Genomic DNA, 22,797 nt, shown 5'->3' on the forward strand with positions numbered 1-22,797 from the left:
CCAAGTACAGCAGTGGCAGAGACCACAACCAAGGGCTTTCACTCTGGGCACACCGCCAAGGCCCAGCTCCCTAGCCTCCGTATACCGTGCGTGTTAACATGTGAAAATTACCGGGCCGAGAAATGGTTCGCAGGAGGGTGTGCGCGATGAGTCGAAAGCTTGTTTATTATGTGGCGGTGAGCCTGGACGGTTTTATCGCGGCGCCCGATGGAGACTTTGCGGCGTTTCCCACCGAGGGAGACCACATGCAGACGATCCTTGGCGAATACGCCGACGCGGTACCCGCACATATTCACCGCGCCCTTGGTACCAGCGCTCCAGGCACCAAATTCGACACCGTGCTGATGGGCTGGAATACCTACAATCCCGAAATCTACGGCGGCCTCGACAGCCCCTACACCCATCTTCACCAGATTGTGGCGTCTCGTTCCGCGCGCTCGGTCCCGGAGCACATTGAACTCACCGGCGACCCGGTGGGCAAGGTACGCGAATTGAAACAGGAAGCCGGGCTGGACATCTACCTCTGCGGCGGCGGGCAATTGGCCGGAGCGCTCAGCGAGGAAATCGACACGCTCATCCTCAAGCGCTATCCGCTGGTCTTCGGCTCGGGAATTGCGGTGTTCGGCGCCGCCGGCTACGCAGCCTTGCCCTTTAGCCCGGTGCACACCCGGAGTTTCGACTCGGGCGTGAGCATCACCGAGTACGAGCGCAGGCGCTAAGCCAAGATCACCGCGACGGCTACATAGGAAGTCATCAGGCTGGCAAGGATCCATTCGGCTTTCGAACCGGTTTCGGCGAGGATCGGCAAGGCGACCCGCCCGTTGGCTTTCCAGCAGTCCCCGATGACCGGTATTCTGCGGAACCAACGCGGGGCACCGATCTTGATCGGCCACAACAGATTGCACCCGCCGATGGTGAGCATATCCCCCAGAATGTGCACGATCACCCCGGCGGTGACCGCCAGCGGGAACCAGGCCCGTTCGAGCGGAGCATTCATGCCGACGAACGCCCCGGCGGCCAGGGCAATCACCCAGCAAAGCAAGGGAGGCATGAATTTCACGCTTTTCACGGCGAAGGAAATCAGCAGGATCGCAAAGAGCGCTGCGCCGGGATACACCACCCCGAGCTGGGCGACGTCCATCGACCACGAGTCGGCCAGCCAGGCCACAAAAATGAAGAACAAGATGCCCAGGATCGAGTGCGTCCCGTTGCGGTGTCCGCCGGCGACCTTCCCGATGATCCGCGTGAGGATATTGGAGATCGGCGGCAGGGAACGGGCGATCGTGGCGTTGTGATGGTCGGCGTCGGGCAGCAGGGCCGCCCCGGCGCAGACGATCGCCCCCGCGAGGGTTTCCCACCGCTCCATGTGCAATGTGCCGAATCCCAGGTTCACGGATCCTACGGTCACCGGAGTTGTTATTGCTAGCCATGCGGCTGCGCCGCTCATGGCGTGGTGTCCACCCATCATGGATTCCACCTTAGGACTGGTCACCGACGTTATAGCCGCACGACGGCGGTAAGCTTAAGCACATGTCACGAATCAGAGAAGCGCGCCTCGCGGACTGCCCGCGAATCCTCGACTTGATCCACGAGCTGGCGGTGTATGAAAAAGAACCGGATGCCGTGAAGAACACCGTCGCGGACTTGGAAGAACACCTCTTCGGCGCGGATCCAAAGGTCTTCACCCACGTCGCCGAGGACGAGTCCGGGCAGCTTGTCGGAATCGCGATGTGGTTCCCGACCTACTCCACCTGGGAAGGACGCCACGGCATCCACCTGGAGGATCTGTACGTGCAGGAAAGCGAGCGCGGCAAGGGCACCGGCACCGCGCTGCTCAAAACCTTGGCGCAGATCTGCGTGGCGCGCGGCTACCGCCGGCTGGAGTGGGCGGTACTTGACTGGAACGCCCCGGCGATCGCCTTCTACGATTCGATTCTTTCGTCCACCATGGACGGTTGGAGCACCCGCCGCCTAGACGGCCCCGCACTAGAGGAGATGGCCCGATGATTCACTACCGAGGCATGGACGTCACCGAGCACCGCATCGAAGTCCCGCTGGAGCATGGGACCGCAGGCGGGGAGAAGATCACCGTCTTCGCCCGTGAAATCAGCACCGATGCGGGCAAGCCATGGTTGCTGTTCCTGCAGGGCGGCCCGGGCGGGAAAGCCCCGCGCCCCGGCTCCCTGTCCGGCTGGCTGGCCGAAGCGACCAAGCACTTCCGGGTGCTGCTGCTCGATCAGCGCGGCACCGGCCTGTCCACCCCGGCGACCCACCAGACGCTGGGTTTGCGGGGCGACGCGGCCGCCCAAGCGCGCTACCTCACGCACTTCCGCGCCGACTCGATCGTGCGCGACGCCGAGGCGCTGCGTGAGCAGCTGGGCATCGAGAAGTGGAGCACCTTCGGGCAGAGCTACGGCGGGTTCTGCACGCTGACCTACCTGTCGATGTTCCCCGAATCCCTCGAACGCAGCCTGGTCACCGGCGGGCTCGCCTCCCTGGATGCCGATGCGCAGACCGTGTACCGGGCCACCTACCAGCGCATGGCCGAACGGAACCGCGAATACTTCTCCTGGTACCCGCAAGACTTCGAGACCCTGCACAAGATCTACGAGCACCTGCGGCACAATGACGACGAGCTGCTGCCTGACGGGCGCAAGGTCACCGTGCAGCTAGTGCAAATGCTCGGCATGTTCCTAGGCGGCAACACCCGCGTACACCTGCTGCACCACGTCTTCGAGGAGGCCTTCGCACCGACTCCGGGAGGCCCCCGGCTCTCGGATGCCTTCCTGTCGACCCTGTACGCCCAGGCCTCCTTCGCCGCCAATCCGCTCTACGCGCTGATGCACGAAACCATCTACGCCCAAGGTTCGGCGACCCATTGGGCCGCGGAACAGGTGCTGGAGGAGTATCCGGACTTCGCCGAGCAGGCGGACACCCCGCTGCTCACCGGTGAGATGGTCTACCGCTGGCATTTCACCGAAGATCCCGCGCTGCGCCCGCTCGAAGAGGTGGCGCGGATTTTAGCCGAGCACGAACATTTCGGCCCGCTCTACGACCTCGACGTGCTGGCGCGCAACACCGTCCCGGTCGCTGCCGCCGTCTACCACGATGACGTCTATGTCGACCGCGAGCTGTCCTTGCGCACCGCTTCCCAAGTCAAGGGGCTGCAACCCTGGGTCACCGAGGACTTCCACCATGACGGAATCGGCGATGACGGTCCGGCCATCTTCCGTCGGCTGCTGGCGATGACCAACGGCGAAGATCCGGAAGCCGCAGCGGCCAGCGACTGAGCACTATCGCCGGTGCTCCGCGGTGGCTAGACTGGCACACAAGCAAAGGCGCCAACCAACCTCGAAGTTGCTTGGCGCCGTTGCTTTGGCGGGCCTTGGCGCAATTGGTGTGGCGGATGCTGTTCGCGCACACCGCGCGTGCTAGGTTTTCGCTCAAGGGCAACTAGCCCGATGTAAAGGTCGAAAGGAACACTATGGGAAACAGTACTAATGGTGTCGATGTTCCAGACGATCTGGTCTCGAAGGTCGAAGAATTTGACGGCATCATCGCAGCCGCACACCTGCCATACAACATGACGATCGATCGCGCCGATGAGGACGCGTTGGTCTACAAGTTCGTCGAGTCCGAGATTGACTTCGCCCTGGTTCTGCACGGTGAAGCAATTTTCGCCACGACCTCCGCACTGGATGATTCGGACGCTGATTTCGAGCCGGTTTATACCTTCGACCCGGAGTTCCCGCTCACCGCCGAGGACTTCGCCGAACGGCTCACCGACTTCGTGAACCTGGCGCAGAATTGGCAGGAAGTTTCCGAACTGCCTTTCGTGGCCGAGCACCCCGAGTACTTCGGCCCCTCGGACAAGCCGAACAGTGTGCTGCTCTACGAGGATGGCTACCGCTACGAGCTGCTGTTCGTTGAGAACGGCGACCATTTGGTTCTGGCACGTCCCATCGATACCGAGGCCTACGAAGTGGACCCCGAAGAGGACGAAGATGAAATCCCGTTGATCTACACCAACCACCACATGCTGCACCCCACCATGGGCGGAGCATTCATCGTGATGTTGGCGGAGACCTTCGGGCTGCCGGCCGAGGAAGAGGCGCTGCTCGCGCCACTGCGCATCATCCTCACTCCGACGAACTAAGTATCAGCTAAACACGGCTGGGGCCTGAGTTACCTTAAGTGGTAAGTCAGGCCCCAGCATCGTTTTAAGCCCGGCTAGCGGGTCGAACCGGTGGGAGCCACCGTATCGGCGGCGGCTATTTCCTCGGGCCCCGTGTGCGCCCCGGCACCGAGGTGGGACAGATGCCCACCGAGCAGTCCCAGCACCAGGATCGAGGCGAACACGGCGGCGGCGCCGAACCAGTAGGGCGCGCCGGCCCCCATGGCCGCGGCGATCGGCCCGGCCACCGCAGGGGCGATCGCTCCTCCCAGGAAACGCACTCCCGAGTAGGTGGAGCTTGCCACGTTGCGCGGCAGCTCGGTGGCTTCCATCACCGCCTCGGTCAGCGCGGTGTTGAGGATGCCCAACACCAGGCCGGCGACGACGATCAGCGCGATGAGCGCGCTCAGCTGCGTGTGCAACACCGCCATCGAGGCGAGCAGCAGTCCCAGCAGGCTCAACGCGGCAAACATGATGGGGCGCAGGCCGAAACGCCGGGTCAGCAACGGGGCGACGAGCACCGAGGTGATCGCCAGCGACAGTCCCCAGCCGAAGAACACCCAACCAAGCTCCGCGGCGCCAAATTCGATTCCCTGCGTCTTGGCGGCGGCCTCCAGCGGGTAGGGCGAATAGGCCAGCAGCACGAAGAACCCGAAGTTGTACAGCACCGCGGTGAGCGCCATGGTGCGCAGGGCGGGATTCCGCAGGGCCGCAAAGCTTGCCCACGGGGAGATCTTCAGCTGGCCCGCGGGCTTGTCCGGCAAGCTGAGGAACGCGAGGATCGCGATGAGTCCGATCGCCATCAGCGTGGCGGTGCCGAAGAACGGTCCGCGCCAGGACAGGCTGCCGAGCACCCCGCCCAGCAGCGGCCCCACCGCCATGCCCACGCCCAGCGCCGCCTCGTAAAGCACGATCGCCTGCCGGCTGCCACCGCTGGCGGCGCCGACGATGGCGGCCAGGGCCGTGGAGATGAATAGCGCATTGCCCAGTCCCCAGCCGGCGCGGTAGGCGAGGATCTGGTTGATCGAGCCGCTGGCCCCGGCCAGCGCGGCGAAGAGCACGATCAGCACCAGTCCGCCGAGCAGGGTCTGCTTCACGCCGATCAGCGTGGAGACCCAGCTGGTGAAGAACATCGCCAACCCGGTGATGAACAGGTAGCTGGTGAACAGCAGCATGGTTTGCGAGGCCGTGGCGTCCAGGTCCCGGCTGATCGCCGGAAGGATCGGATCGACCAGCCCGATTCCCATGAACGAGACCATGCAGGCGAAGGCGATGGCCCACACGGATTTTGGTTGGTGCAACAGCGGATTGCGCGGTTGAGTATTTTTCGTCATAAAGCCAGCTTCTGCGAATTATTAGTTGTTTTGGCAGGTGCGGCGCGGGGCTAGCGATCCAGGTTTTCGGCCAGTTCCAGCACCATGCGCTCGAGCAGCGGCAGCGCCCGGTTGAGCGTCTCCCGCTCCGGCTCGGTCATCGCTTCGATGCTGCCGGTCAACGCGTTGATCGCCCGTTGCCTATACGCCGTGAGCTCTTCTACCCCGAGCTCGGTCACCGAGACAAGCGAGGCGCGGCCGTCTTGCGGATCGGCGGCACGCTGCACCAGTCCGTCCTTTTCCAGGCGCATCACCAACCCGGTCATGCTCGGTTGGGCGATGCGCTGCTGCACGGCCAGATCCCCCACGCGCTGCGGTCCCTGCCGGTGGAGCACCGAGAGCACCCGCCATGCGGTGACCGACCGCCCGTCGCCAGCGGCCTGGCCGAGCAGCCGGGACATCGCCCCGGAAAAGAGCGTCAGGCCTCCCGCGAGGCCGGCCAGGGGATCTTCTTCGCTTGTCATAAGTACAACCTAGCAGATTTACATAGGCCACCTATGTAAATTGCGGCTTTATGTTACCCAGAGAACAGAAAACCCGCCGTATTCCATCGGTGAGGATGGAATACGGCGGGTGATTTCCCGATTCGGGTTCGGACTACTTGCCCGAGTCCTGATCGCGTTCGATCGAAGCATGGGAAGCAGCCTTTTCGGCCTCCGCAGCCTCGGCCTTGGCGGCCGCGTTGCGGCCCAATGGGGTCCAGAGCGAGAGCACCGTGGCAATAACGATGGTCGCCAGGATGACGATCAGCGACAGCGAGGTGCTGATGTCGAGCCATGGCAGGTCGATGTGCTGGCCGCCGTTGATGAACGGCAGCTCGTTCTCATGCAAGGCGTGGAATACGAGCTTGACGCCGATGAAGGCCAGGATGAAGCTCAGTGCGTGCTTCAGGAAGACCAAGCGGTTCATCAAGCCGCCAAGCAGGAAGTACAGCTGGCGCAGGCCCATCAGCGCGAAGATGTTCGCGGTGAAGACGATGAATGCCGAATCGGTCAGCCCGAAGATCGCCGGAATGGAGTCGACCGCGAACAGCAGGTCGGTCATGCCGATGGTAATGAAGACCATGACCATTGGAGTGAACAACTTCTTGCCGTTTACCACGGTGCGCAGCTTGTTGCCGTCGTACTCCTTGGCGAATGGCATCTTGCTGGTCAGCTTCTTGACCAGGCCGTTTTCGCTGCCCTCATCCTCATCGTCGTCCTTGAGCTGGTGCCAAGCGGTCCAGAGCAGGAAGGCGCCGAAGATGTAGAAGACCCAGGAGAAGTGCTCGATCATGGCCGCGCCGGCGAGAATGAAGATCGCACGCAGCACCAGTGCGATGATGATGCCGAACATCAGCACCTCTTGCTGGTACTTACGCGGCACCGCGAAGCGGGTCATGATGATGATGAAGACGAACAGGTTGTCGATGGACAACGAGTACTCGGTAATCCAGCCGGCGTAGAACTCCTGGCCGATCTGGGAGCCAGCCTGCCACCAGACAATGCCGCCGAAGATCAGCGCCAAGGTGATGTAGAAACCGACAAAAAGCCCGGCTTCCTTCATCGATGGTTCGTGCGGTCGACGCACGACGTACAACAAATCAAGCAGCAGGATGACGCACAGCGCCACCAAGGCAATGATTTCAAATTGGATAGTTAACCCTGTAGTGCCCACAGAAGAGCAGCCTTTCGTCGTAAGGGTAGGACAAAGATTCGCAAGTCTCTCCGCCGTCACAAATCAATTCGTGTTCGGCTGCTGCGCCCGGCGAAACTTCGATGGTCCGCGTGTTGACGTTCACAGCATTTGGGATACTCCCCTACGTACGAGATTCAATTGTAGCCTACAGGCGGTCTAGCGCGCGCCCCGGGCGGGGCACCCCACTGCCGCGCCACCACCCTTCCTGCACCTCCAGCGCCTGCATCCACGCTAGTCAGAGGGTACACGGACGGCGCTGATTAACATTGTGTTAAGCGTGCCCGGCGTCCTTCATCTGGCGTAGTTCCTTCTTCAGCTCCCCCACCTCGTCGCGAATGCGCGCGGCCAGCTCGAACTGCAGCTCGGCGGCCGCCGCATGCATCTGCTCGGTCATCTGCTCGATCTGCCCGAGCAGGTCTTCCGCCGGCGCGGCGGCCAGACCATCCTTGCGGATCGGCGCGGCCTTGCGCTTGGCGTCCTTGGCCAACCGGTTGTTGCTCAGCAGCTCCTGGGTGTCGGCATCCTCGCGGGCCAGCTGATCGGTGATATCGGCGATCTTCTTGCGCAACGGGGTCGGGTCGATCCCGTGCTTCTCGTTGTGCGCCCGCTGGATCTCCCGGCGCCGGTTGGTTTCTTCGATGGCCTTTTCCATCGCATCGGTGACCTTGTCCGCGTACATGATCACCTGGCCGGACACGTTGCGCGCGGCACGGCCGATCGTCTGGATCAGGCTGGTCGCCGAACGCAAAAAGCCCTGCTTGTCCGCATCCAGGATCGTCACCAGCGACACCTCGGGAAGGTCCAGGCCCTCGCGCAGCAGGTTGATGCCCACCAGCACGTCGAAGGAGCCCATGCGCAATTCGCGCAGCAGCTCCACGCGGCGGATCGTATCCACATCCGAGTGCAGGTACTGCACGCGGATCTGGTGCTCGGTGAGGTAATCGGTCAGGTCCTCGGCCATCCGCTTGGTCAGCGTGGTCACCAGCACGCGCTCATTGCGGGCCACGCGCACGCGGATCTCGTCAAGCAGGTCATCGATCTGCCCCTTGGTGGGCTTGACGATGATCTCCGGGTCGATCAGCCCGGTGGGACGGATGATCTGCTCCACGAAGCCATCGGCCTTGCCCAGCTCGTACTTGCCCGGGGTCGCCGAAAGATACACGGTCTGCCCGACGCGCTCGAGGAATTCATCCCACTTCAGCGGGCGGTTGTCCATGGCCGAGGGAAGCCGGAAGCCGTGCTCCACCAGGTTGCGCTTGCGCGACATATCCCCCTCGTACATGGCGCCGATCTGCGGCACCGTCACATGCGACTCGTCGATCACCAGCAGGAAGTCATCGGGGAAATAGTCGATCAGGCAGTGCGGGGCGCTGCCCGACTCGCGGCCGTCGATATGCCGCGAATAGTTCTCGATGCCGTTGCAGAAGCCCATCTGCTCCATCATTTCCAGGTCATAGGTGGTGCGCATGCGCAGCCGCTGGGCCTCGACGAGCTTATTCTGCGACTCCAGCTCCTTCAGCCGCGCCGCCAGCTCGTCCTCGATGGTCTTGATCGCCTTGTGCATGCGCTCGGCGCCGGCGACATAGTGGCTGGCCGGGAAGATGTACATTTCGGTTTCCTCGCGGATGACCTCCCCGGTCACCGGGTGCAGGGTGTAGATCGCTTCCACCTCGTCGCCGAAGAACTCGATGCGCAGCGCCTGCTCCTCGTACATCGGGATGATCTCCACGGTATCCCCGCGCACCCGGAAGGTGCCGCGGTGGAAGTCCATGTCATTGCGGGTGTACTGCATGGCCACAAACTGGCGCAGCATCGCGTCGCGGTTCAGCTCCTCGCCGCGGCGCACCGTGACCATGCCCTCCACGTACTCCTCCGGGGTGCCCAGGCCGTAGATGCAGGACACCGTGGCGACGACGATCACGTCCCGGCGGGTGAGCAGCGAGTTGGTCGCCGAGTGCCGCAAGCGCTCGACCTCCTCGTTGACCGAGGAGTCCTTTTCGATGAAGGTATCGGTCTGCGCGACATAGGCTTCGGGCTGGTAGTAGTCGTAGTAGGAGACGAAGTACTCGATCGCGTTATTCGGCATCAGCTCGCGGAACTCGTTGGCCAGCTGCGCGGCGAGCGTCTTGTTCTGCACCAGCACCAGGGTGGGGCGCTGCACCTGTTCGACCAGCCAGGCGGTGGTCGCCGACTTGCCGGTACCGGTGGCGCCGAGCAGCACAATGTCCTTCTCGCCGCCGTTGAGCCTTTGGGTCAGCTCCGCGATGGCGGTGGGCTGATCACCGGCGGGGGTGTATTCGCTGACGACTTCGAAGGGGGCGACGACGCGCTTGATCGGCTGTGCAAGGCTCATGCCTCCAGCATAACGAGGCGCACCGGCACTCGCCTACGCTCGGGGGCATGCCGATCGCGAAATTACTTGCCGCGGCCCAGCCGGGTGCCGGTGCGCACCGCATTGCGCGCCGCGGTCCGGCGGATCTGCGCGCCGAAGAACCCGACGGTCAGCGTGGTGGCGGCGATCAGCCCGAGCAGGGCGATCCAGCCGGAGAGATACACCACCGGCGAGTAGGGGCCCGCAGATCCGACGTATTCCGCCCGGCCTCCGAAGCCCAGCCAGAGCACCAGCGCGAGGGCGAAGCTCGCCAGCATCGTCCACTTCGAAATTTTCAGCATCAGCGGCGCAGTTCCTTCTCAAATAGTTCGGTCACCCGGGCGTTGAGCTCTTCGAGTGTCCCCTCATTATGCAGCAGATGGTCGGCGATCGCCGCGCGCTGCGCGTCACTGGCCTGGGCGGCCATCCGGGATTCGGCCTCCGCCTCGCTCCACCCGCGGTCCTCGACCATCCGGCGGATCCGCTCCGCGCGGGGGGCCTGCACAACGATGACGGTGTCGAAATCCTGTGCCTGCCCGGATTCGGCGAGCAGCGGAATGTCCTCCACCACGATCGCCTGCTGCCCCGCGGCCGCCCGCAGCTCCTGCGCCCGGGCGCGCACCAGCGGGTGCACGATGGCGTTGAGCTTGCGCCGCTGGGCCTCGTCGCCGAAGACCAGCGCACCGAGCGCCGCACGGTCCAGCGTCCCGTCGGCGGCGAAGACCGCGTCCCCGAAGGCCTCCAGGATCGCCTCCAGGCCCGGGGTTCCGGGCGCAACAACCTCCCGGGCGAGCTTGTCCGCGTCGATCAGCACCGCGCCGAGTTCGACCAGGCGCGCCGCCACTGCCGATTTGCCGGAAGCCACGCCGCCGGTCAGTCCCACATGGATCATGTCTACCACCCTATAAACTAAGTACGATGAACACCAACGACTCGGCCGCCACCCGCTACACCACGCTCGGCGGCGACAGCGTGCACGAGGTCGAGATCAAGCGATCCCGGTTCATCACCTACCTCTTCCGCGTCGAGTCCGAGGCCGCCGCCCGGACGCATCTCGCGGCGCTGCGCAAAACCCATTTCGACGCCCGCCACCACTGCAGCGCGTTCATCATCGGCCCGGATCGGATGACCCAGCGTTCGAACGACGACGGGGAGCCCTCGGGCACCGCCGGAATCCCGATGCTCGAGGCGCTGGCCAAGCGCGATACCGGCCACGGCGCTGACCTCTCCGATGCCCTGGCCGTGACCGTGCGCTACTTCGGCGGCATCAAGCTCGGCACCGGCGGCCTGGTCCGCGCCTATTCCGACTCCGTCTCCCAGGCGCTGAACCACGCGGCCCTGCGCACCCGCCAACGGCTGCGCCTCTTCGAGCTGCCCGCCGCGCATGCGCTGGCCGCCCGCTGGGAAAACGAGCTGCGCTCCGCCGGCTACCAGCTGGGCGACACGCTCTGGCGGGAGACCGACGCGGTGCTGCGCATCGGCATCAACGACGAGCCCGGTGACGCCCAGGCGCTGCGCACCGCCATCGCCACACTGACCTCCGGCGCCGGAATGCTGCGCCCGATCGACACCAGATGGGTGGACCTATGAGCCGCGAACTCCTGGCGCAGCTGCGCCGCTGGCCCGATATCGAGGCGGAGAACCTCTTCGCCGCCGATGCCGCGGACCGGCTGATCCTGGACACCGTCACGCACTGGCCGGAGACCGTGGCCGTGATCGGGGACCACTACGGCGCGCTGGCCCTCGGGGCGCTGGCCTCCGGCGCAACCCGGGTACAGGTGCACACCGACTCGCTGACCTCCGCGCGGGCGATCAGCGCGAACCTGCAACGGCTGGCCCCGGACTGGGAGGACCGTCTGGAATTCCGCGCGCTCGATGAGGTTGCCCGCGGCGCGGGCCTGGTGCTGCTCTGCCTGCCGCGCGGGCTGGACGTGCTTGACGAGCAGGCCGCCGCCATCGCCGCGCAGTGCGACGCGCACACCATCGTGCACGCCGGCGGCATGCTCAAGCATATGAACCGCACGATGAACGAGCTGCTGGCCAAGCGCTTTGCCGCCCTGGAGGTCTCGCACGCCCGGCAGAAGGCCCGCGTGCTCACCGTGCATACCCCCTTGCCCGGGGCACCGTCGGGCGTCTACCCGCTCTCGGCCACGCATTCGGTGAACGGAACCGAATTCACCCTGCGCGCCGGGGCGGCCACCTTCGGCGCGCAACGCCTGGACCCGGGCACCCGGCTGCTGCTGGAAAACCTGCCGGACCTCTCCGACCATGCCACGCTGCTCGATCTGGCCTGCGGCAACGGCTCCATCGGGGTGTACGCCGCACTCACCCACCGCGCGCTGCGCGTGGACGCCTCGGACCATTCGGCCTCCGCGGTCGCCTCCACCGCGCTTTCGGCCGCGGCCAACGCGCTCGAAGAGCGGATCAGCGCCGTGCAGGACGACGGCCTGGCCCGCCACGCCGCGGCCAGCGCCACGCTGGTCACGCTCAACCCGCCCTTCCACATCGGGAACACCGTCCACGCCGGCATCGCGCTGAAGTTGATCGACGAGGCCGCCCGCGTGCTGGCCGAGGGCGGGGTCCTGCTCTGCGTCTTCAACTCGCACCTGCGTTACCGCGGCGAGCTCACCCGGCGCATCGGCCCCACCGAGCAGCTCGCGCGCAACTCCACATTCACCGTCACCCGCTCCGTTCGCCGCCGCTGAACTTATCCACACCCCGGACCCGGGCCGCGTGCTTCGGGCCGCGCCGAAGGCACACTGGAGCCATGAGCACGAGGATCGAGCAGACCGTCGCGGATCTGCAAGCGCAGCTGGCCGGCTCGGGGGAACTTTCCACCCCCGAGCTGCTGGCCCTGTCCACGCTCGCCGCCGACATCCAGCCCGCACTGCGCACCGCCAGCATCACGCTCACCGACCCGCGGGCCGCGCTGGCCCTGAGCACGCACGCCGAACGGCTGGCCCATGAGGCGGTCCGCACCCAAACCCACTGTGCCCACTTGGTCGAAGCCAGCGGCGCGCACCGCTTGGACATCGCCATCCTCGACGCGCTGCGCGCGCAGGCCATCGACTATGCCACCGCCCCGCCCTTCGCCGCCTCCCGCCCCAGCTACAAGGGCGCGGCGGAACTCCTCGCCGCCTGGCTGAACCTCGACATTTTCGAGGCCCGCCGCCGGGTGGACGACGCGCACCTGGTCATCTGCCAATTCGACCAGCAGGGAAACCGCTGCCCGGCGCAATTCCCCCGCCTCGCCCAACGCTTCGGCACCCGCGGCACCGACCCGCGCGAAACGCTGAGCGCCGCCCGCCGGCTGCATAAGCTCGAACCGGCTCCGGGCGAATTCGAGACACCCGGCACGGCCTGCGCGCAGGATGCCAGCGGGCAACTGGTCGAAGAATCCGCCATGGAACTGCTGGAGGAGCCGGAACCGAAAACCCGGTCCAAGAAATTGAATCAGCTGATCAAGTCCGCGAAGGCCACCGCTGCCGAGCTCGAGCCGGAGTCCGCTGCCGGAATCTACCGCCAGGGCGAAAAAGACGGGCTCATCGTCTATCACATCCGGCTCTCCCCCTTGGACGCCGATGCCTTCGAATCGCTGCTTTCGCAGGCGGACAATCCGCGCACCGAGGCCGGCGCCGCCAGCCGCCAAGTCGAATCGGCCCACGCACCGGGCGCCGTCCCGGAGCACCCGGATTTCGTCACCGACGAACAGGCCTCGGCAAGCACCTGGAACCCGCTGGTGGAGGCGACCGTCGCCCGGCGGCGCCTGCAGGGGCTGATGAACCTATTGAAGGTCAATAGCAAGAAGCTCAGCCGGCTGCTGTCCGATCGCACCGCAAAAAAGCCCTCCGACGGCACACCCAACACAATGCTCGCCGAGGCGGAACCCGAGATCCCGGTGGTTCAGCCCACCGTCATGGTCCACCTGACCTTGGCCGAACTGACCGGATTGGCCAAAACCCACGGGGTGACCGACAGCGGATTTGAAATGCGGCCCACCGATCTGAGGCAGGCCCTGGCCAGGGCGAAGATCATTCCGCTGGTGCTCGGCGGCCGCGGAGAAATCCTGGATATCGGCCGCGAACAACGCAACTTCCCCAAATACATGCGCCGGGCGATCAAATCCCGGGACCGTGGCTGCATTGTGCCCGGTTGCACCGTGCCGCCAGAGCACTGCGAACTCCACCACATCTGGTGGTGGTCGAACGGCGGACCCACCGCCGTCTTCCTGGGTTGTTGCCTGTGCACCAGGCATCATCACGACGTGCATGCCGGGGTGCTGAAAGTGGTGTCCAACGGCGGGCTCCCGCAGATCATCCTGCCCAAATTCATCGATCCGTCGCAGCGGCCGCAACGCAACAGCATCAACGCCCTTCGCGCGGCCTAGCGCGCCGGGTGCTCGCAGATGAATGGCCGCCTGCTGCGCACCCGCACCGCATAGCCGTCGATCCCGGCGCCAGCCAGGGAGATCCGCTCGAACTCCGGCATCGTGTCCGGGTTGAACCGCTCGACCTCAATAGTGGAATCCGCCCCATCGCGCCATCGCAGACCTCGCGTCGCACGTTTGCGCGGTTCCGCGGCCCGGCGCGGCAGGTAGTTCGCGGCCGCTTGGCGGCCCTGGGCGAATACCGTGCGCACCTCCAAACGCACCGGTATCGAGTCCCAGCCGCTGAGCCCGGCGATCACCATCCGGTCCCCGCCCCGCACCAGAGCGTCGTTCACATGCTCGCCCCAGACCCATGGCTGATCGGCTACCCGCAAGAATTCGGCGGGGCTCAAGCTGTTGACCGCCGCGATCCCATGCACCCGGCAGCTGTCCAGGCATTCGACGAATTGCTCGTATTCAAGCGTCTTGGACTCCCGGTCCGGATTCGTGCAGTCGCATCCGCCCCCGGGCAGCGGCTCGGCCGGCACCACCTTGCCCACCGCGGTGAAGCTCAGCGGTCCATATCCCCGGGCCAGCGGGATCTCCAGTGCAAGGTTCCCGGCCAACTGTTGTTCGATGAAGCGCACGAGCACCACGACCAGGCACAAAGCCAATGCCGCGACTCCGATGACCAGGGAGTCGATGCGGTCTCGATCCAGCGCGTTGAACACCTGCTTCGCATCGGTGAAAAACTGCCAGGCCAGTTTCAGCATGGGGTAGATCATCGAGCCCAGCGCCAAATACCACAAGGATTTCGGCAATTGCCGGTAGGCGTGCAACCGCGCGCGCTGTTCGGGCGGAATCTCGACCGTGGAGGACGAAAGGGCACGCCAGCGACGCAACCGGGCGATGAAGCGCAGCTGATTGCACAGGCCCGTCAGCGCCAGCAACCCGAAGAAGGCGCCGCAGCCCAGCAGCACCAGCTGCGGCACACCTTCTGGCTGCAGGATCAGATACAGCGCGGCCGTCGCCGTCAAAGCCAGCCAGGGCGCGATCCGGCAGGCGGCCCACATCACCGCAATGCATGCGGCGATCACCGAAAAGGTCAGCAGTCCGCCCAGTTCGAGCTCTTCGCGATCGGGGTAGGCGAAGCGGAACAGATAAACGTTCAGCGCGATCAGCGGCAGCCAGCTCGCGAGCAGGACCATCACATTGGGGATGTCGCGCGGAATGCTGCGCCACTCTTCCTCGCTCACCGAGTAGAACGGCACAGGCTTGCTGTCCGCCGCCCGCGCACCGTCCGCGGCGTATCTCGCCTTCAACTGTTCCATTGCTTGTCCTCACGGCCTCGAGCACCCACTGACAATGGTTTAGTCTATAGGCCGGACTTTATGCTTGCACTCCACCTTTGGGTTGATTTTCAATAGGCACCCTACGCAGCATGAAGCGCATCTGGAAAAGAGCGGTTAAATGAAGGAAAGGCCCAACCCAAAGCGGGTTGGACCTTTCCTCTCAGTGCTTACCTAGCTTGACGCTAAGCTCAGCGCAGCAACAGAAATTAGTTGCCGGTCAGCTTCTCGCGCAGGGCAGCCAGTGCTTCGTCCGAAGCCAGGGTGCCTGCATCGGTGGCTGGAGCCTCCGAGGAGTACGATGCTGGAGCAGCAGCTGCGGCAGTTTCGCCGGCAGCAGCAGGCTCTGCTTCTGCATCGGCAGCGATTGCGGCAACAACCTGCTTCTTGTGAGCTTCCCAACGCTCCTGAGCGGCAGCGTACTGTGCCTCCCAAGCGGCGCGCTGGGTGTCGAAGCCCTCGAGCCATTCGTTCGACTCTGGGTCGAAGCCCTCTGGGTACTTGTAGTTGCCCTCTTCGTCGTACTCTGCGGCCATGCCGTACAGAGCTGGATCGAATTCGGTACCCTCTGGGTCGACGCCCTCGTTGGCCTGCTTGAGCGACAGCGAGATGCGGCGGCGTTCCAGGTCGATGTCGATGACCTTGACGAACAGCTCGTCGCCCACGGAGACAACCTGCTCGGCCAGCTCAACGTGGCGCACTGCAAGCTCGGAGATGTGCACGAGGCCTTCGATGCCGTCTTCGACGCGAACGAACGCACCGAATGGAACCAGCTTGGTGACCTTGCCCGGTACAACCTGACCCAGTGCGTGGGTGCGGGCGAAGGTCTGCCAAGGATCTTCCTGGGTAGCCTTCAGCGACAGGGAGACACGCTCGCGGTCCAGGTCGACCTCGAGAACCTCGACGGTGACTTCCTGGCCAACTTCGACAACCTCGGATGGGTGGTCGATGTGCTTCCAGGACAGCTCGGAAACGTGGACGAGACCGTCTACGCCGCCAAGGTCCACGAATGCACCGAAGTTGACGATGGAGGAAACGACGCCCGGACGAACCTGGCCCTTTTCCAGCTTGTTGAGGAAGGTCGAGCGGACCTCGGACTGGGTCTGCTCGAGCCATGCACGGCGGGAAAGCACAACGTTGTTGCGGTTCTTGTCCAGCTCGATGATCTTGGCTTCGATTTCCTGGCCGATGTACGGAGCCAGGTCGCGCACACGGCGCATCTCGACGAGCGATGCTGGCAAGAAGCCACGCAGGCCGATGTCCAGGATGAGGCCACCCTTGACAACCTCGATGACGGTACCGGTAACGACGCCGTCTTCTTCCTTGATCTTCTCGATGTCGCCCCAGGCACGCTCGTACTGAGCGCGCTTCTTGGACAAGATCAGACGGCCTTCCTTGTCTTCCTTGGTCAGGACCAAGGCTTCGACGTTGTCGCCAACGGTGACAACTTCACCTGGGTCAACGTCGTGCTTGATGGAAAGCTCGCGGGAAGGGATGACACCTTCGGTCTTGTAACCGATGTCGAGCAGAACTTCGTCGTGGTCAACCTTGACGACGGTGCCTTCGACGAGGTCACCATCGTTGAAGTACTTGATGGTGGCATCGACTGCGGCCAAGAAGTCCTCAGCGGATCCGATGTCGTTAATTGCGACAACTGGTGCGCTGCTGTTCTCGTTCGAGGTGATGGTCATGTAGTAGGGACTCCGATGTGGATAGATTTGATCAGTCGAAACCCCGGAAGTCCCGGAGTTTCGAGCGGGTAACGTTTACCAGCGGACACAGCAAAGCCGTGACACGCCTTCCTAAGTCTACGCGTCTAGCAGAGTTCGGGTCAAAGCAGAACCCGCTAACATCCTCGCAAGCATTTTGTGAACTTCGTCATATTTGCCGGTTAATGCGACCCGTCCCACTAGAAACCGTGCGGAGTGAATCCCTCGCAAGCCGTACTGAATAAGTCCAGCCACGGTCCTGCTGTTCCTCCGCCTTCCAGTTCAGCGCGTCCTGACGCAAGCAGGCGGTCCAGCTGAACTGTGCCCAGATACAGTCCTGCCAGATCCCGTTCGGACAATTTCACCGTAGGGACCGAGGCCGGAGCGTTTCCTGCTACAACCCGGCTCACCGCAGCCTGGGAATCGGACACGTCGAACAGGTAGGTTCCGGAGATCAGGTTCATCGGATCATTCACGCACAACAGCAGACGGCCGTCACGCTGGTAGCCGCGGGCTTCGAAGGCAGCGGCAACGTCAAGCACCCGAAGCCACAGCACATCATCGATCGAACGCACATGGTAGTCCCGCACGTTATCCAGTACATTGCGCAGCGGGTCCGCCACAGGGCCTTGGCCGTGCACTTCCTCGACCAGGTCATGGTTGCCCAGGTACTCGAAGAGCTTGAAGCGGGCGGCGTCGCTCGTGGCCACCAGCTTTTGCACGACCAGCTTTGCCTTGGGCTCATCCCATCCGCCGAACTTGTAGGCGGCGAAACCACCGAGCTGGCCGGCGCCGTCGTAATAAGCGGCGAAGCGCAGGTTCTTCGGCTTATCCAAGGTCTCCCAAGTGTCCCAGCGTCCCAGGGCGAAGCCGTTGTCGTACTCGGTGCTGTCCACGGAACCGAAGGTTTGCTCCAGCGCACGCACGGCCAGCGCAGCATACTCGGCCCCGAACTGCTTCGGATCGATGTCGATCACCTGTCCAGGCACCTGCACCCGCAGCTTGACCCCGTGGGAGCACTTGAGGGTGAATCGGCTTTGGTAGGTGGCCGGTTCGAAGCCGTACCGCCCGTAAATGGTCGCCTCCGACGCGGTCAACGCCGCAATCGGGAATCCCGCCTGCTGGGCATAAGCCAGGTCGGCAGTGATCTGCCTCGACAGGATTCCGCGCCGCCGATAGCTCGGAGCGACCGTGACCGCAGAAATCTTGTGCGCTGCAACGGGCACCTGGCCCCCGGCATTGAGCAGCCCTGGGAACGCGGCATAGGTGTGCACCGGGTGCGCGGCATGTCGCGAGTGCGGCTCCGCAGCTGGATCGAAGACCAGCGAAAAGCGCATTTTCTGCGCGTAGGTCAGATCCAGGTAGTTCGACCACTGGTTCTCCTCGGGCAGCTGCTCATAGAAGCCGATCCCGGTGCCCTGGTGGAACAGCTTGATCGATTCGTCGAGCTCGGGGCTGCGGACGGTGGCCTGGTAGGTCCGGGTTTCCAGCTTCGGCTGGCTTGCTAATTCCATCGCGCTCCTGAGCAGGGAATATGTCTCTGATCACAGTCTATGCTAGCGCCGGTGCGGCGCAAGGGGTTCACCAGGTTTCGGAGAGCTTAACGAACTCCAGTCCGTCCTGAAAGGCACCAGCCAGTCCGCGGGCGATCCCCTGGGCCGTGCCTGACGCCGGTTGGTTGAAATGCCCGATCCCCACGCCGCCGTCCTTCAGCAACTGAAATTGTGCGGCCACCGTTGCTGCCGGGAAGGTCGCGCCCGCATCCAGATTCACCGTGAAGTTCATCGGGATCAGTCCCAGCTGGCGGCACAGCGCCGCTGACACCTCATCCATATGCGCGGTGCCCGATCGGAAAAACCGCGCCGTCACCCCGAACTCATCGTTCAGATACCGCTGGTTGCCCATGACCTCGTCGTAGGCTTCGCCCACCGAACGAGTTCCGGATATTCCGTAGGCCGCTTGCCCGTGTGTGGTCAGTGGAACATGCGAGGTTCCATGATTTGCGATTTCAAACAATGGATCGTCCACCAGCTGCCCCAAGTATCGGCCGTTGCTCCTGGCCCATCGCTGGTTGACGAACAATGTTGCGGGCACCTCGCGCTCGCGCAAGGCATCGATCAGGGCATGGTCGATAGCCGAACCGTGCGCTCCCCCGCAGGCGTCAAAGGTCAGCGCCACCCTATTTTTCCCGGTGGGCATCGCCAGTTCGATCCCCTTGGCCTCCAAACCGAACTCGCCTGCCGGAGCATTCTTGAATTGCTCGATGATCTGCGCGCGCGTGGGGTACTGCTGCGCGGGGCTGGCAACGGACGAGGGCGCGTTGGTTGCAGGGGTACTGGTTGTCGAAGCAGGCGAGGATGCAGTCATCGATCCCGACGCACCCTTGGGCACCTGTGCAGCGCAGCTGCTAAGCAGCCCCGCTGCTGCTGCCCCGAAGCCCCAGGCTCCGGCCTTCAAAGCCCAGCGGCGCGAGCGCTGTTCCATGTTCGTCTCTTCCATCATGCACAGTGGTTCGCACCGAGGGGCAGGTGCACCATTAGATGCCCCTGCCCCTCGGTGTTTGCTTCGCTTCGGGAGCAGGGCTCCTAGTGCTCGGCCTCATGCCAGGACTTGCCGATGCCCGGCTGCACGTCCAAGGGGACCTTCAGCTCGGCGGCCCGGCTCATCTCGCCCGTCACCAGTTCCTGCACCGCGTCGAGTTCGCCGGCGGCAATTTCCAGCACCAGCTCATCGTGCACCTGCAACAGCATCCGGGATTTGTACTTCCCCTCGGCCAGCAGCTCGGCAATGTTCAGCATCGCGACCTTCAGCAGATCCGCGGCGGATCCCTGGATCGGCGCGTTCAGCGCGGCGCGTTCGGCGATATCGCGCAACCTGCGATCGGAGCTGTTGAGCTCCGGCAGGTAGCGCCGGCGGCCGAAGATCGTCTCGGTGTAGCCGTCCTTGCGCGCCTGGTCGACGACGGAACGCAGATAGGTGCGCACCGCGCCAAAGCGTGCGAAGTAGTCCTTCATCAGCGTGCGCGCCTCGTCGACGGAGATCTTCAGCTGCTTGGACAGCCCGAAGGAGCTCAGCCCGTAGGCCAGGCCGTAGCTCATCGCCTTCACCTTCGAACGCATCTCGCTGGTGACCTCTTCGGGGGCCACGTCGAAGACATGCGAACCGACGAACCGGTGCAGGTCCTCGCCGCTCTGGTAGGCCTCGATCAGCCCCTCGTCGCCGGACAGGTGCGCCATGATGCGCATTTCGATCTGCGAGTAGTCCACGGTCAGCAGGGTTTCGTATCCCTCGCCGACGACGAACACGTCGCGGATGCGCCGGCCCTCTTCGGAGCGGATCGGGATGTTCTGCAGGTTCGGGTTCAGGCTGGACAAGCGTCCGGTCGCGGCCACCGTCTGCGCATAGGTGGTGTGGATCCGGCCATCGTCGCCGATCGATTTGAGCAGCCCATCAACGGTCTGGCGCAGCTTGATCGCCTCGCGGTACGCCATCAGCGCCACCAGGAACGGGTGCTGGGTCTTGACCAGCAGATCCTGCAGGGATTCGGCATCGGTGGTGAAACCGGTTTTGATCTTCTTCGTTTTCGGCAGGTCAAGCTCTTCGAAGAGCACCACCTGCAGCTGCTTCGGGCTGGAGAGGTTCACCTCGTGCCCGATGGCGTCGTAGGCCTCCTTGGTGGCCTGGTCCACCTGCGAGGTGAAGTGCGCGTGCAGCTCGTCCAGGCGTTCGCGGCTCACCGCAATGCCCGCACGCTCCATCCCGAAGAGCACGTCGATCAGCGGCAGCTCCATGTCCTTGGCCAGCTCCGCGGCATGCTTTTCGGCGAGCTTGGTGGCCAGGAACGCGGACAGATCAAAAACCGCCTGCGCCTGGGCCAGCGTCGGCTCGGCCAGGTCCGCGGTGAGGCCCAGATCCAGTTCGCCCTTCTTCGCCGGCTTGAGCACCGGCACCGTGTACTTCAGGTGGTACTGCACCAGATCCACCAGCTCGTGGCTGCGCCGGTCCGGCTGGATCAGGTAGGCGCTGATCAACGTGTCATCGCCCAGGCCGGAAACACGGAAGCCACGCTCGTGCAACCGATGCATGGCGAGTTTCGCGTCGTGGAAGATCTTCGGCGCCTGCGCGTCCGCCAGGAAGTCGGCAAGCACCTTCTCGCTGTCTTCGCCCAGGCTGGACAGCTCCAGCCAGAGCGCCTTGCCCTCACGGAACAGCGCCACCCCGACGGCTTCGCCGGCGGCCACCGCCACTTGCACCGCAATCGGCGCCCCCTGGCCTTGGGCGATGAATTCGCCCAGCGCCTTCGCATCCTGCGCTTCAAGCCGCTCGAACGCCGCCGCTTCGGGCTGTTCTTCGTCCTCCTGCGCGGCAAAGAGATCGAAGAGCCGCTTGCGCAGGGTGTTGAATTCCAGGGCGTCAAAGAGGTTTTCGATCTCGTCGCGGTTCGGCGCGACCAGTTCGGCCTCGTCCAGGCTCACCGGCAGTTCCAGATCGTGGCGCAACTGGTTCAGCCGCCGGTTGCGGGTGACATTGTCCAGGTGGGCGCGCAGGCTCTCGCCGACCTTGCCCTTGATCGCGTCGGCGTTTTCCAGGATGCCGTTGAGGTCGCCGTAGAGGTTCAGCCATTTCGCGGCGGTCTTCGGCCCCACCCCGGGCACGCCCGGCAGGTTGTCGGCGGTCTCCCCCACCAGCGCGGCCAAGTCCGAGTAGCGCTCGGGGCGCACGAAGTACTTGGTCTCTACCGCTTCGGCATCCATCGGCGGGATATCGCTGATCCCCTTCTTCGGGTAAAGCACCATGGTCTTGTCGGTGATCAGCTGGAAGGCATCGCGGTCGCCGGAGACGACAAGAACTTCGAAGCCCTGTTCTTCGCCCTGGGTTGCCAGGGTGGCCAAGATGTCGTCGGCCTCAAAGCTTTCAAGGGTGATGCTGGGAATGTTCATCGCCTTCATGACCTCTTGAATCAGGTCGATCTGGCCATAGAATTCTTCCGGAGTCTTATTTCGTCCGCCCTTGTATTCGGTGTATTCCAGGGAACGGAACGTTGGGGTGTCCAGGTCGAAGGCCACCGCAACGTGCGTAGGCTTCTGCTGGCGGATCATCGTCAACAGCATGGAGACGAATCCGTGGACGGCATTGGTGTGCTGGCCGGTGCTTGTCGCAAAGTTTTCGGCTGGCAGCGCATAGAACGCGCGGAAGGCCATCGAGTGTCCGTCGATGATCAGAAGTTTCTTGTCCGACGTGAATGTCGTTTTGGTAGTTTCGCTCACACCTGAAAGCCTAGTTGCCATGAGCGACAATTTCACTTCTCACGACGAGCAATCTTCAGCACACCCCTTTGCCCAGCAATTGACCAGGCATGGTGTCCCGCAGGCGATGTGGCCTTTTCTCCACGGGCACGGGGTGGGCACGCTGGTCGAAAAGCTTGATATCCACTTCACCGAGTTTGGCGCCGACCGAGTCTGCGCGACCATGCCGGTAGCAGGAAACGCTCAGGTGGTAGGCATCCTGCATGGCGGGGCGTCTGCCGCGCTGGCCGAGACCTTGGGCTCGATGGCTGCGGCCCTGCACGCGCAGGGCAAGGCAAACCCGGTAGGAGTCGAGCTGAATGTCACCCACCACAAGGCCGCGCGCCAGGGACTGGTCAGCGCCGTGTGCACGCCGCTGCACTTGGGCCGGCGCATCACCACCCATGAGATCGTCATCACCAACGAGGCAGGCCAACGCGTGGCCACGGCCCGGATCACCAATATGCTCCTGCCCATCGAGGGCTAGCCGAGA

The 22,797-nt window shown here is 64.0% G+C and carries 20 protein-coding genes; 8 read left to right on the forward strand and 12 right to left on the reverse strand.

Features of this window, described 5'->3' with window-relative positions:
• The first annotated feature begins 146 nt into the window (after positions 1 to 146).
• A complete protein-coding gene (locus tag CIK76_RS08025) occupies positions 147 to 719 on the forward strand; it encodes a dihydrofolate reductase family protein (RefSeq protein WP_096285184.1) in 573 nt (190 codons plus the stop codon).
• Here the strand turns inward: CIK76_RS08025 and CIK76_RS08030 are convergent.
• A complete protein-coding gene (locus CIK76_RS08030; RefSeq protein ID WP_096285186.1) occupies positions 716 to 1,468 on the reverse strand; it encodes a metal-dependent hydrolase in 753 nt (250 codons plus the stop codon). The two genes, CIK76_RS08025 and CIK76_RS08030, sit on opposite strands and share 4 nt — an antisense overlap.
• A 62-nt stretch (positions 1,469 to 1,530) precedes the next feature.
• On the opposite strand from CIK76_RS08030, the gene CIK76_RS08035 reads away from it, so the two are divergent.
• From CIK76_RS08035 to CIK76_RS08045, 3 genes are all read left to right on the forward strand, one after another.
• Complete coding sequence (locus CIK76_RS08035; protein WP_096285188.1) at positions 1,531 to 2,007, forward strand: GNAT family N-acetyltransferase; 477 nt, start codon at positions 1,531 to 1,533, stop codon at positions 2,005 to 2,007.
• Positions 2,004 to 3,290 carry an alpha/beta fold hydrolase gene (locus CIK76_RS08040; RefSeq protein WP_096285190.1) on the forward strand — a complete coding sequence of 429 codons (1,287 nt, stop codon included), beginning with the start codon at positions 2,004 to 2,006 and terminating at the stop codon, positions 3,288 to 3,290. The genes CIK76_RS08035 and CIK76_RS08040 overlap by 4 nt, the downstream gene beginning before the upstream one ends.
• A 194-nt stretch (positions 3,291 to 3,484) precedes the next feature.
• On the forward strand, positions 3,485 to 4,156 hold the full coding sequence (locus CIK76_RS08045; protein WP_096285192.1) for a hypothetical protein: 672 nt from the start codon (positions 3,485 to 3,487) through the stop codon (positions 4,154 to 4,156).
• Positions 4,157 to 4,230: 74 nt separating this feature from the next.
• On the opposite strand, the gene CIK76_RS08050 is transcribed toward CIK76_RS08045, so the two are convergent.
• From CIK76_RS08050 to coaE, 6 genes are all read right to left on the reverse strand, one after another.
• Complete coding sequence (locus CIK76_RS08050) at positions 4,231 to 5,508, reverse strand: MFS transporter (protein ID WP_096285194.1); 1,278 nt, start codon at positions 5,506 to 5,508, stop codon at positions 4,231 to 4,233.
• Positions 5,509 to 5,558: 50 nt separating this feature from the next.
• The gene (locus CIK76_RS08055; protein WP_096285196.1) at positions 5,559 to 6,011 is read right to left on the reverse strand and encodes a MarR family transcriptional regulator; all 453 of its coding nucleotides are present in this window, start codon (positions 6,009 to 6,011) and stop codon (positions 5,559 to 5,561) included.
• A 133-nt stretch (positions 6,012 to 6,144) separates the two neighbouring features.
• Positions 6,145 to 7,203 carry a TerC family protein gene (locus CIK76_RS08060; protein WP_096285198.1) on the reverse strand — a complete coding sequence of 353 codons (1,059 nt, stop codon included), beginning with the start codon at positions 7,201 to 7,203 and terminating at the stop codon, positions 6,145 to 6,147.
• Positions 7,204 to 7,495: 292 nt separating this feature from the next.
• Entirely contained in the window at positions 7,496 to 9,577 is a 2,082-nt protein-coding gene (gene uvrB, locus CIK76_RS08065; RefSeq protein WP_096285200.1) for an excinuclease ABC subunit UvrB, read from the reverse strand.
• Between the two features lie 62 nt (positions 9,578 to 9,639).
• Positions 9,640 to 9,897: a hypothetical protein gene (locus CIK76_RS08070; protein WP_096285202.1), complete on the reverse strand. Its 258-nt coding sequence runs from the start codon at positions 9,895 to 9,897 to the stop codon at positions 9,640 to 9,642.
• Positions 9,897 to 10,487, reverse strand: a complete 591-nt coding sequence (gene coaE, locus CIK76_RS08075; protein ID WP_096285204.1) for a dephospho-CoA kinase — start codon at positions 10,485 to 10,487, stop codon at positions 9,897 to 9,899. Before coaE ends, CIK76_RS08070 begins: the two co-directional genes overlap by 1 nt.
• Positions 10,488 to 10,513: 26 nt before the next feature.
• Here coaE and CIK76_RS08080 point away from each other — a divergent pair, with 26 nt between their 5' ends.
• From CIK76_RS08080 to CIK76_RS08090, 3 genes are all read left to right on the forward strand, one after another.
• On the forward strand, positions 10,514 to 11,185 hold the full coding sequence (locus CIK76_RS08080; protein ID WP_096285206.1) for a YigZ family protein: 672 nt from the start codon (positions 10,514 to 10,516) through the stop codon (positions 11,183 to 11,185).
• Complete coding sequence (locus tag CIK76_RS08085) at positions 11,182 to 12,300, forward strand: methyltransferase (protein WP_176484133.1); 1,119 nt, start codon at positions 11,182 to 11,184, stop codon at positions 12,298 to 12,300. The genes CIK76_RS08080 and CIK76_RS08085 overlap by 4 nt, the downstream gene beginning before the upstream one ends.
• Positions 12,301 to 12,362: 62 nt before the next feature.
• The gene (locus tag CIK76_RS08090; RefSeq protein WP_096285210.1) at positions 12,363 to 13,982 is read left to right on the forward strand and encodes an HNH endonuclease signature motif containing protein; all 1,620 of its coding nucleotides are present in this window, start codon (positions 12,363 to 12,365) and stop codon (positions 13,980 to 13,982) included.
• Here the strand turns inward: CIK76_RS08090 and CIK76_RS08095 are convergent.
• From CIK76_RS08095 to polA, 5 genes are all read right to left on the reverse strand, one after another.
• On the reverse strand, positions 13,979 to 15,292 hold the full coding sequence (locus CIK76_RS08095) for a hypothetical protein (RefSeq protein WP_096285212.1): 1,314 nt from the start codon (positions 15,290 to 15,292) through the stop codon (positions 13,979 to 13,981). The genes CIK76_RS08090 and CIK76_RS08095 overlap by 4 nt on opposite strands.
• 227 nt (positions 15,293 to 15,519) lie before the next feature.
• Positions 15,520 to 17,001: a 30S ribosomal protein S1 gene (rpsA, locus tag CIK76_RS08100; protein ID WP_096285214.1), complete on the reverse strand. Its 1,482-nt coding sequence runs from the start codon at positions 16,999 to 17,001 to the stop codon at positions 15,520 to 15,522.
• 218 nt (positions 17,002 to 17,219) lie between these two features.
• On the reverse strand, positions 17,220 to 18,533 hold the full coding sequence (locus CIK76_RS08105) for a GNAT family N-acetyltransferase (RefSeq protein WP_096285216.1): 1,314 nt from the start codon (positions 18,531 to 18,533) through the stop codon (positions 17,220 to 17,222).
• A 67-nt stretch (positions 18,534 to 18,600) separates the two neighbouring features.
• The gene (locus CIK76_RS08110) at positions 18,601 to 19,503 is read right to left on the reverse strand and encodes a polysaccharide deacetylase family protein (protein ID WP_096285218.1); all 903 of its coding nucleotides are present in this window, start codon (positions 19,501 to 19,503) and stop codon (positions 18,601 to 18,603) included.
• 101 nt (positions 19,504 to 19,604) lie between these two features.
• Positions 19,605 to 22,307 carry a DNA polymerase I gene (gene polA / locus CIK76_RS08115; RefSeq protein ID WP_096285220.1) on the reverse strand — a complete coding sequence of 901 codons (2,703 nt, stop codon included), beginning with the start codon at positions 22,305 to 22,307 and terminating at the stop codon, positions 19,605 to 19,607.
• Here polA and CIK76_RS08120 point away from each other — a divergent pair.
• Entirely contained in the window at positions 22,306 to 22,791 is a 486-nt protein-coding gene (locus CIK76_RS08120; protein ID WP_096285222.1) for a hotdog fold thioesterase, read from the forward strand. The two genes, polA and CIK76_RS08120, sit on opposite strands and share 2 nt — an antisense overlap.
• The last annotated feature ends 6 nt before the right edge of the window (positions 22,792 to 22,797 follow it).

This window comes from Glutamicibacter sp. BW80 (assembly GCF_002332385.1).
GTDB lineage: Bacteria > Actinomycetota > Actinomycetes > Actinomycetales > Micrococcaceae > Glutamicibacter.

What these genes read in the sequence shown, in the direction of transcription:
- CIK76_RS08025 (WP_096285184.1), top strand. Translation starts at nt 147, where the DNA reads ATGAGTCGAAAGCTTGTTTATTATGTGGCGGTGAGCCTGGACGGTTTT.
- CIK76_RS08030 (WP_096285186.1), bottom strand. Translation starts at nt 1,468, where the DNA reads ATGATGGGTGGACACCACGCCATGAGCGGCGCAGCCGCATGGCTAGCA.
- CIK76_RS08035 (WP_096285188.1), top strand. Translation starts at nt 1,531, where the DNA reads ATGTCACGAATCAGAGAAGCGCGCCTCGCGGACTGCCCGCGAATCCTC.
- CIK76_RS08040 (WP_096285190.1), top strand. Translation starts at nt 2,004, where the DNA reads ATGATTCACTACCGAGGCATGGACGTCACCGAGCACCGCATCGAAGTC.
- CIK76_RS08045 (WP_096285192.1), top strand. Translation starts at nt 3,485, where the DNA reads ATGGGAAACAGTACTAATGGTGTCGATGTTCCAGACGATCTGGTCTCG.
- CIK76_RS08050 (WP_096285194.1), bottom strand. Translation starts at nt 5,508, where the DNA reads ATGACGAAAAATACTCAACCGCGCAATCCGCTGTTGCACCAACCAAAA.
- CIK76_RS08055 (WP_096285196.1), bottom strand. Translation starts at nt 6,011, where the DNA reads ATGACAAGCGAAGAAGATCCCCTGGCCGGCCTCGCGGGAGGCCTGACG.
- uvrB (WP_096285200.1), bottom strand. Translation starts at nt 9,577, where the DNA reads ATGAGCCTTGCACAGCCGATCAAGCGCGTCGTCGCCCCCTTCGAAGTC.
- CIK76_RS08070 (WP_096285202.1), bottom strand. Translation starts at nt 9,897, where the DNA reads ATGCTGAAAATTTCGAAGTGGACGATGCTGGCGAGCTTCGCCCTCGCG.
- coaE (WP_096285204.1), bottom strand. Translation starts at nt 10,487, where the DNA reads ATGATCCATGTGGGACTGACCGGCGGCGTGGCTTCCGGCAAATCGGCA.
- CIK76_RS08080 (WP_096285206.1), top strand. Translation starts at nt 10,514, where the DNA reads ATGAACACCAACGACTCGGCCGCCACCCGCTACACCACGCTCGGCGGC.
- CIK76_RS08085 (WP_176484133.1), top strand. Translation starts at nt 11,182, where the DNA reads ATGAGCCGCGAACTCCTGGCGCAGCTGCGCCGCTGGCCCGATATCGAG.
- CIK76_RS08090 (WP_096285210.1), top strand. Translation starts at nt 12,363, where the DNA reads ATGAGCACGAGGATCGAGCAGACCGTCGCGGATCTGCAAGCGCAGCTG.
- CIK76_RS08095 (WP_096285212.1), bottom strand. Translation starts at nt 15,292, where the DNA reads ATGGAACAGTTGAAGGCGAGATACGCCGCGGACGGTGCGCGGGCGGCG.
- rpsA (WP_096285214.1), bottom strand. Translation starts at nt 17,001, where the DNA reads ATGACCATCACCTCGAACGAGAACAGCAGCGCACCAGTTGTCGCAATT.
- CIK76_RS08105 (WP_096285216.1), bottom strand. Translation starts at nt 18,533, where the DNA reads ATGGAATTAGCAAGCCAGCCGAAGCTGGAAACCCGGACCTACCAGGCC.
- CIK76_RS08110 (WP_096285218.1), bottom strand. Translation starts at nt 19,503, where the DNA reads ATGGAACAGCGCTCGCGCCGCTGGGCTTTGAAGGCCGGAGCCTGGGGC.
- CIK76_RS08120 (WP_096285222.1), top strand. Translation starts at nt 22,306, where the DNA reads ATGAGCGACAATTTCACTTCTCACGACGAGCAATCTTCAGCACACCCC.
- polA (WP_096285220.1), bottom strand. Translation starts at nt 22,307, where the DNA reads ATGGCAACTAGGCTTTCAGGTGTGAGCGAAACTACCAAAACGACATTC.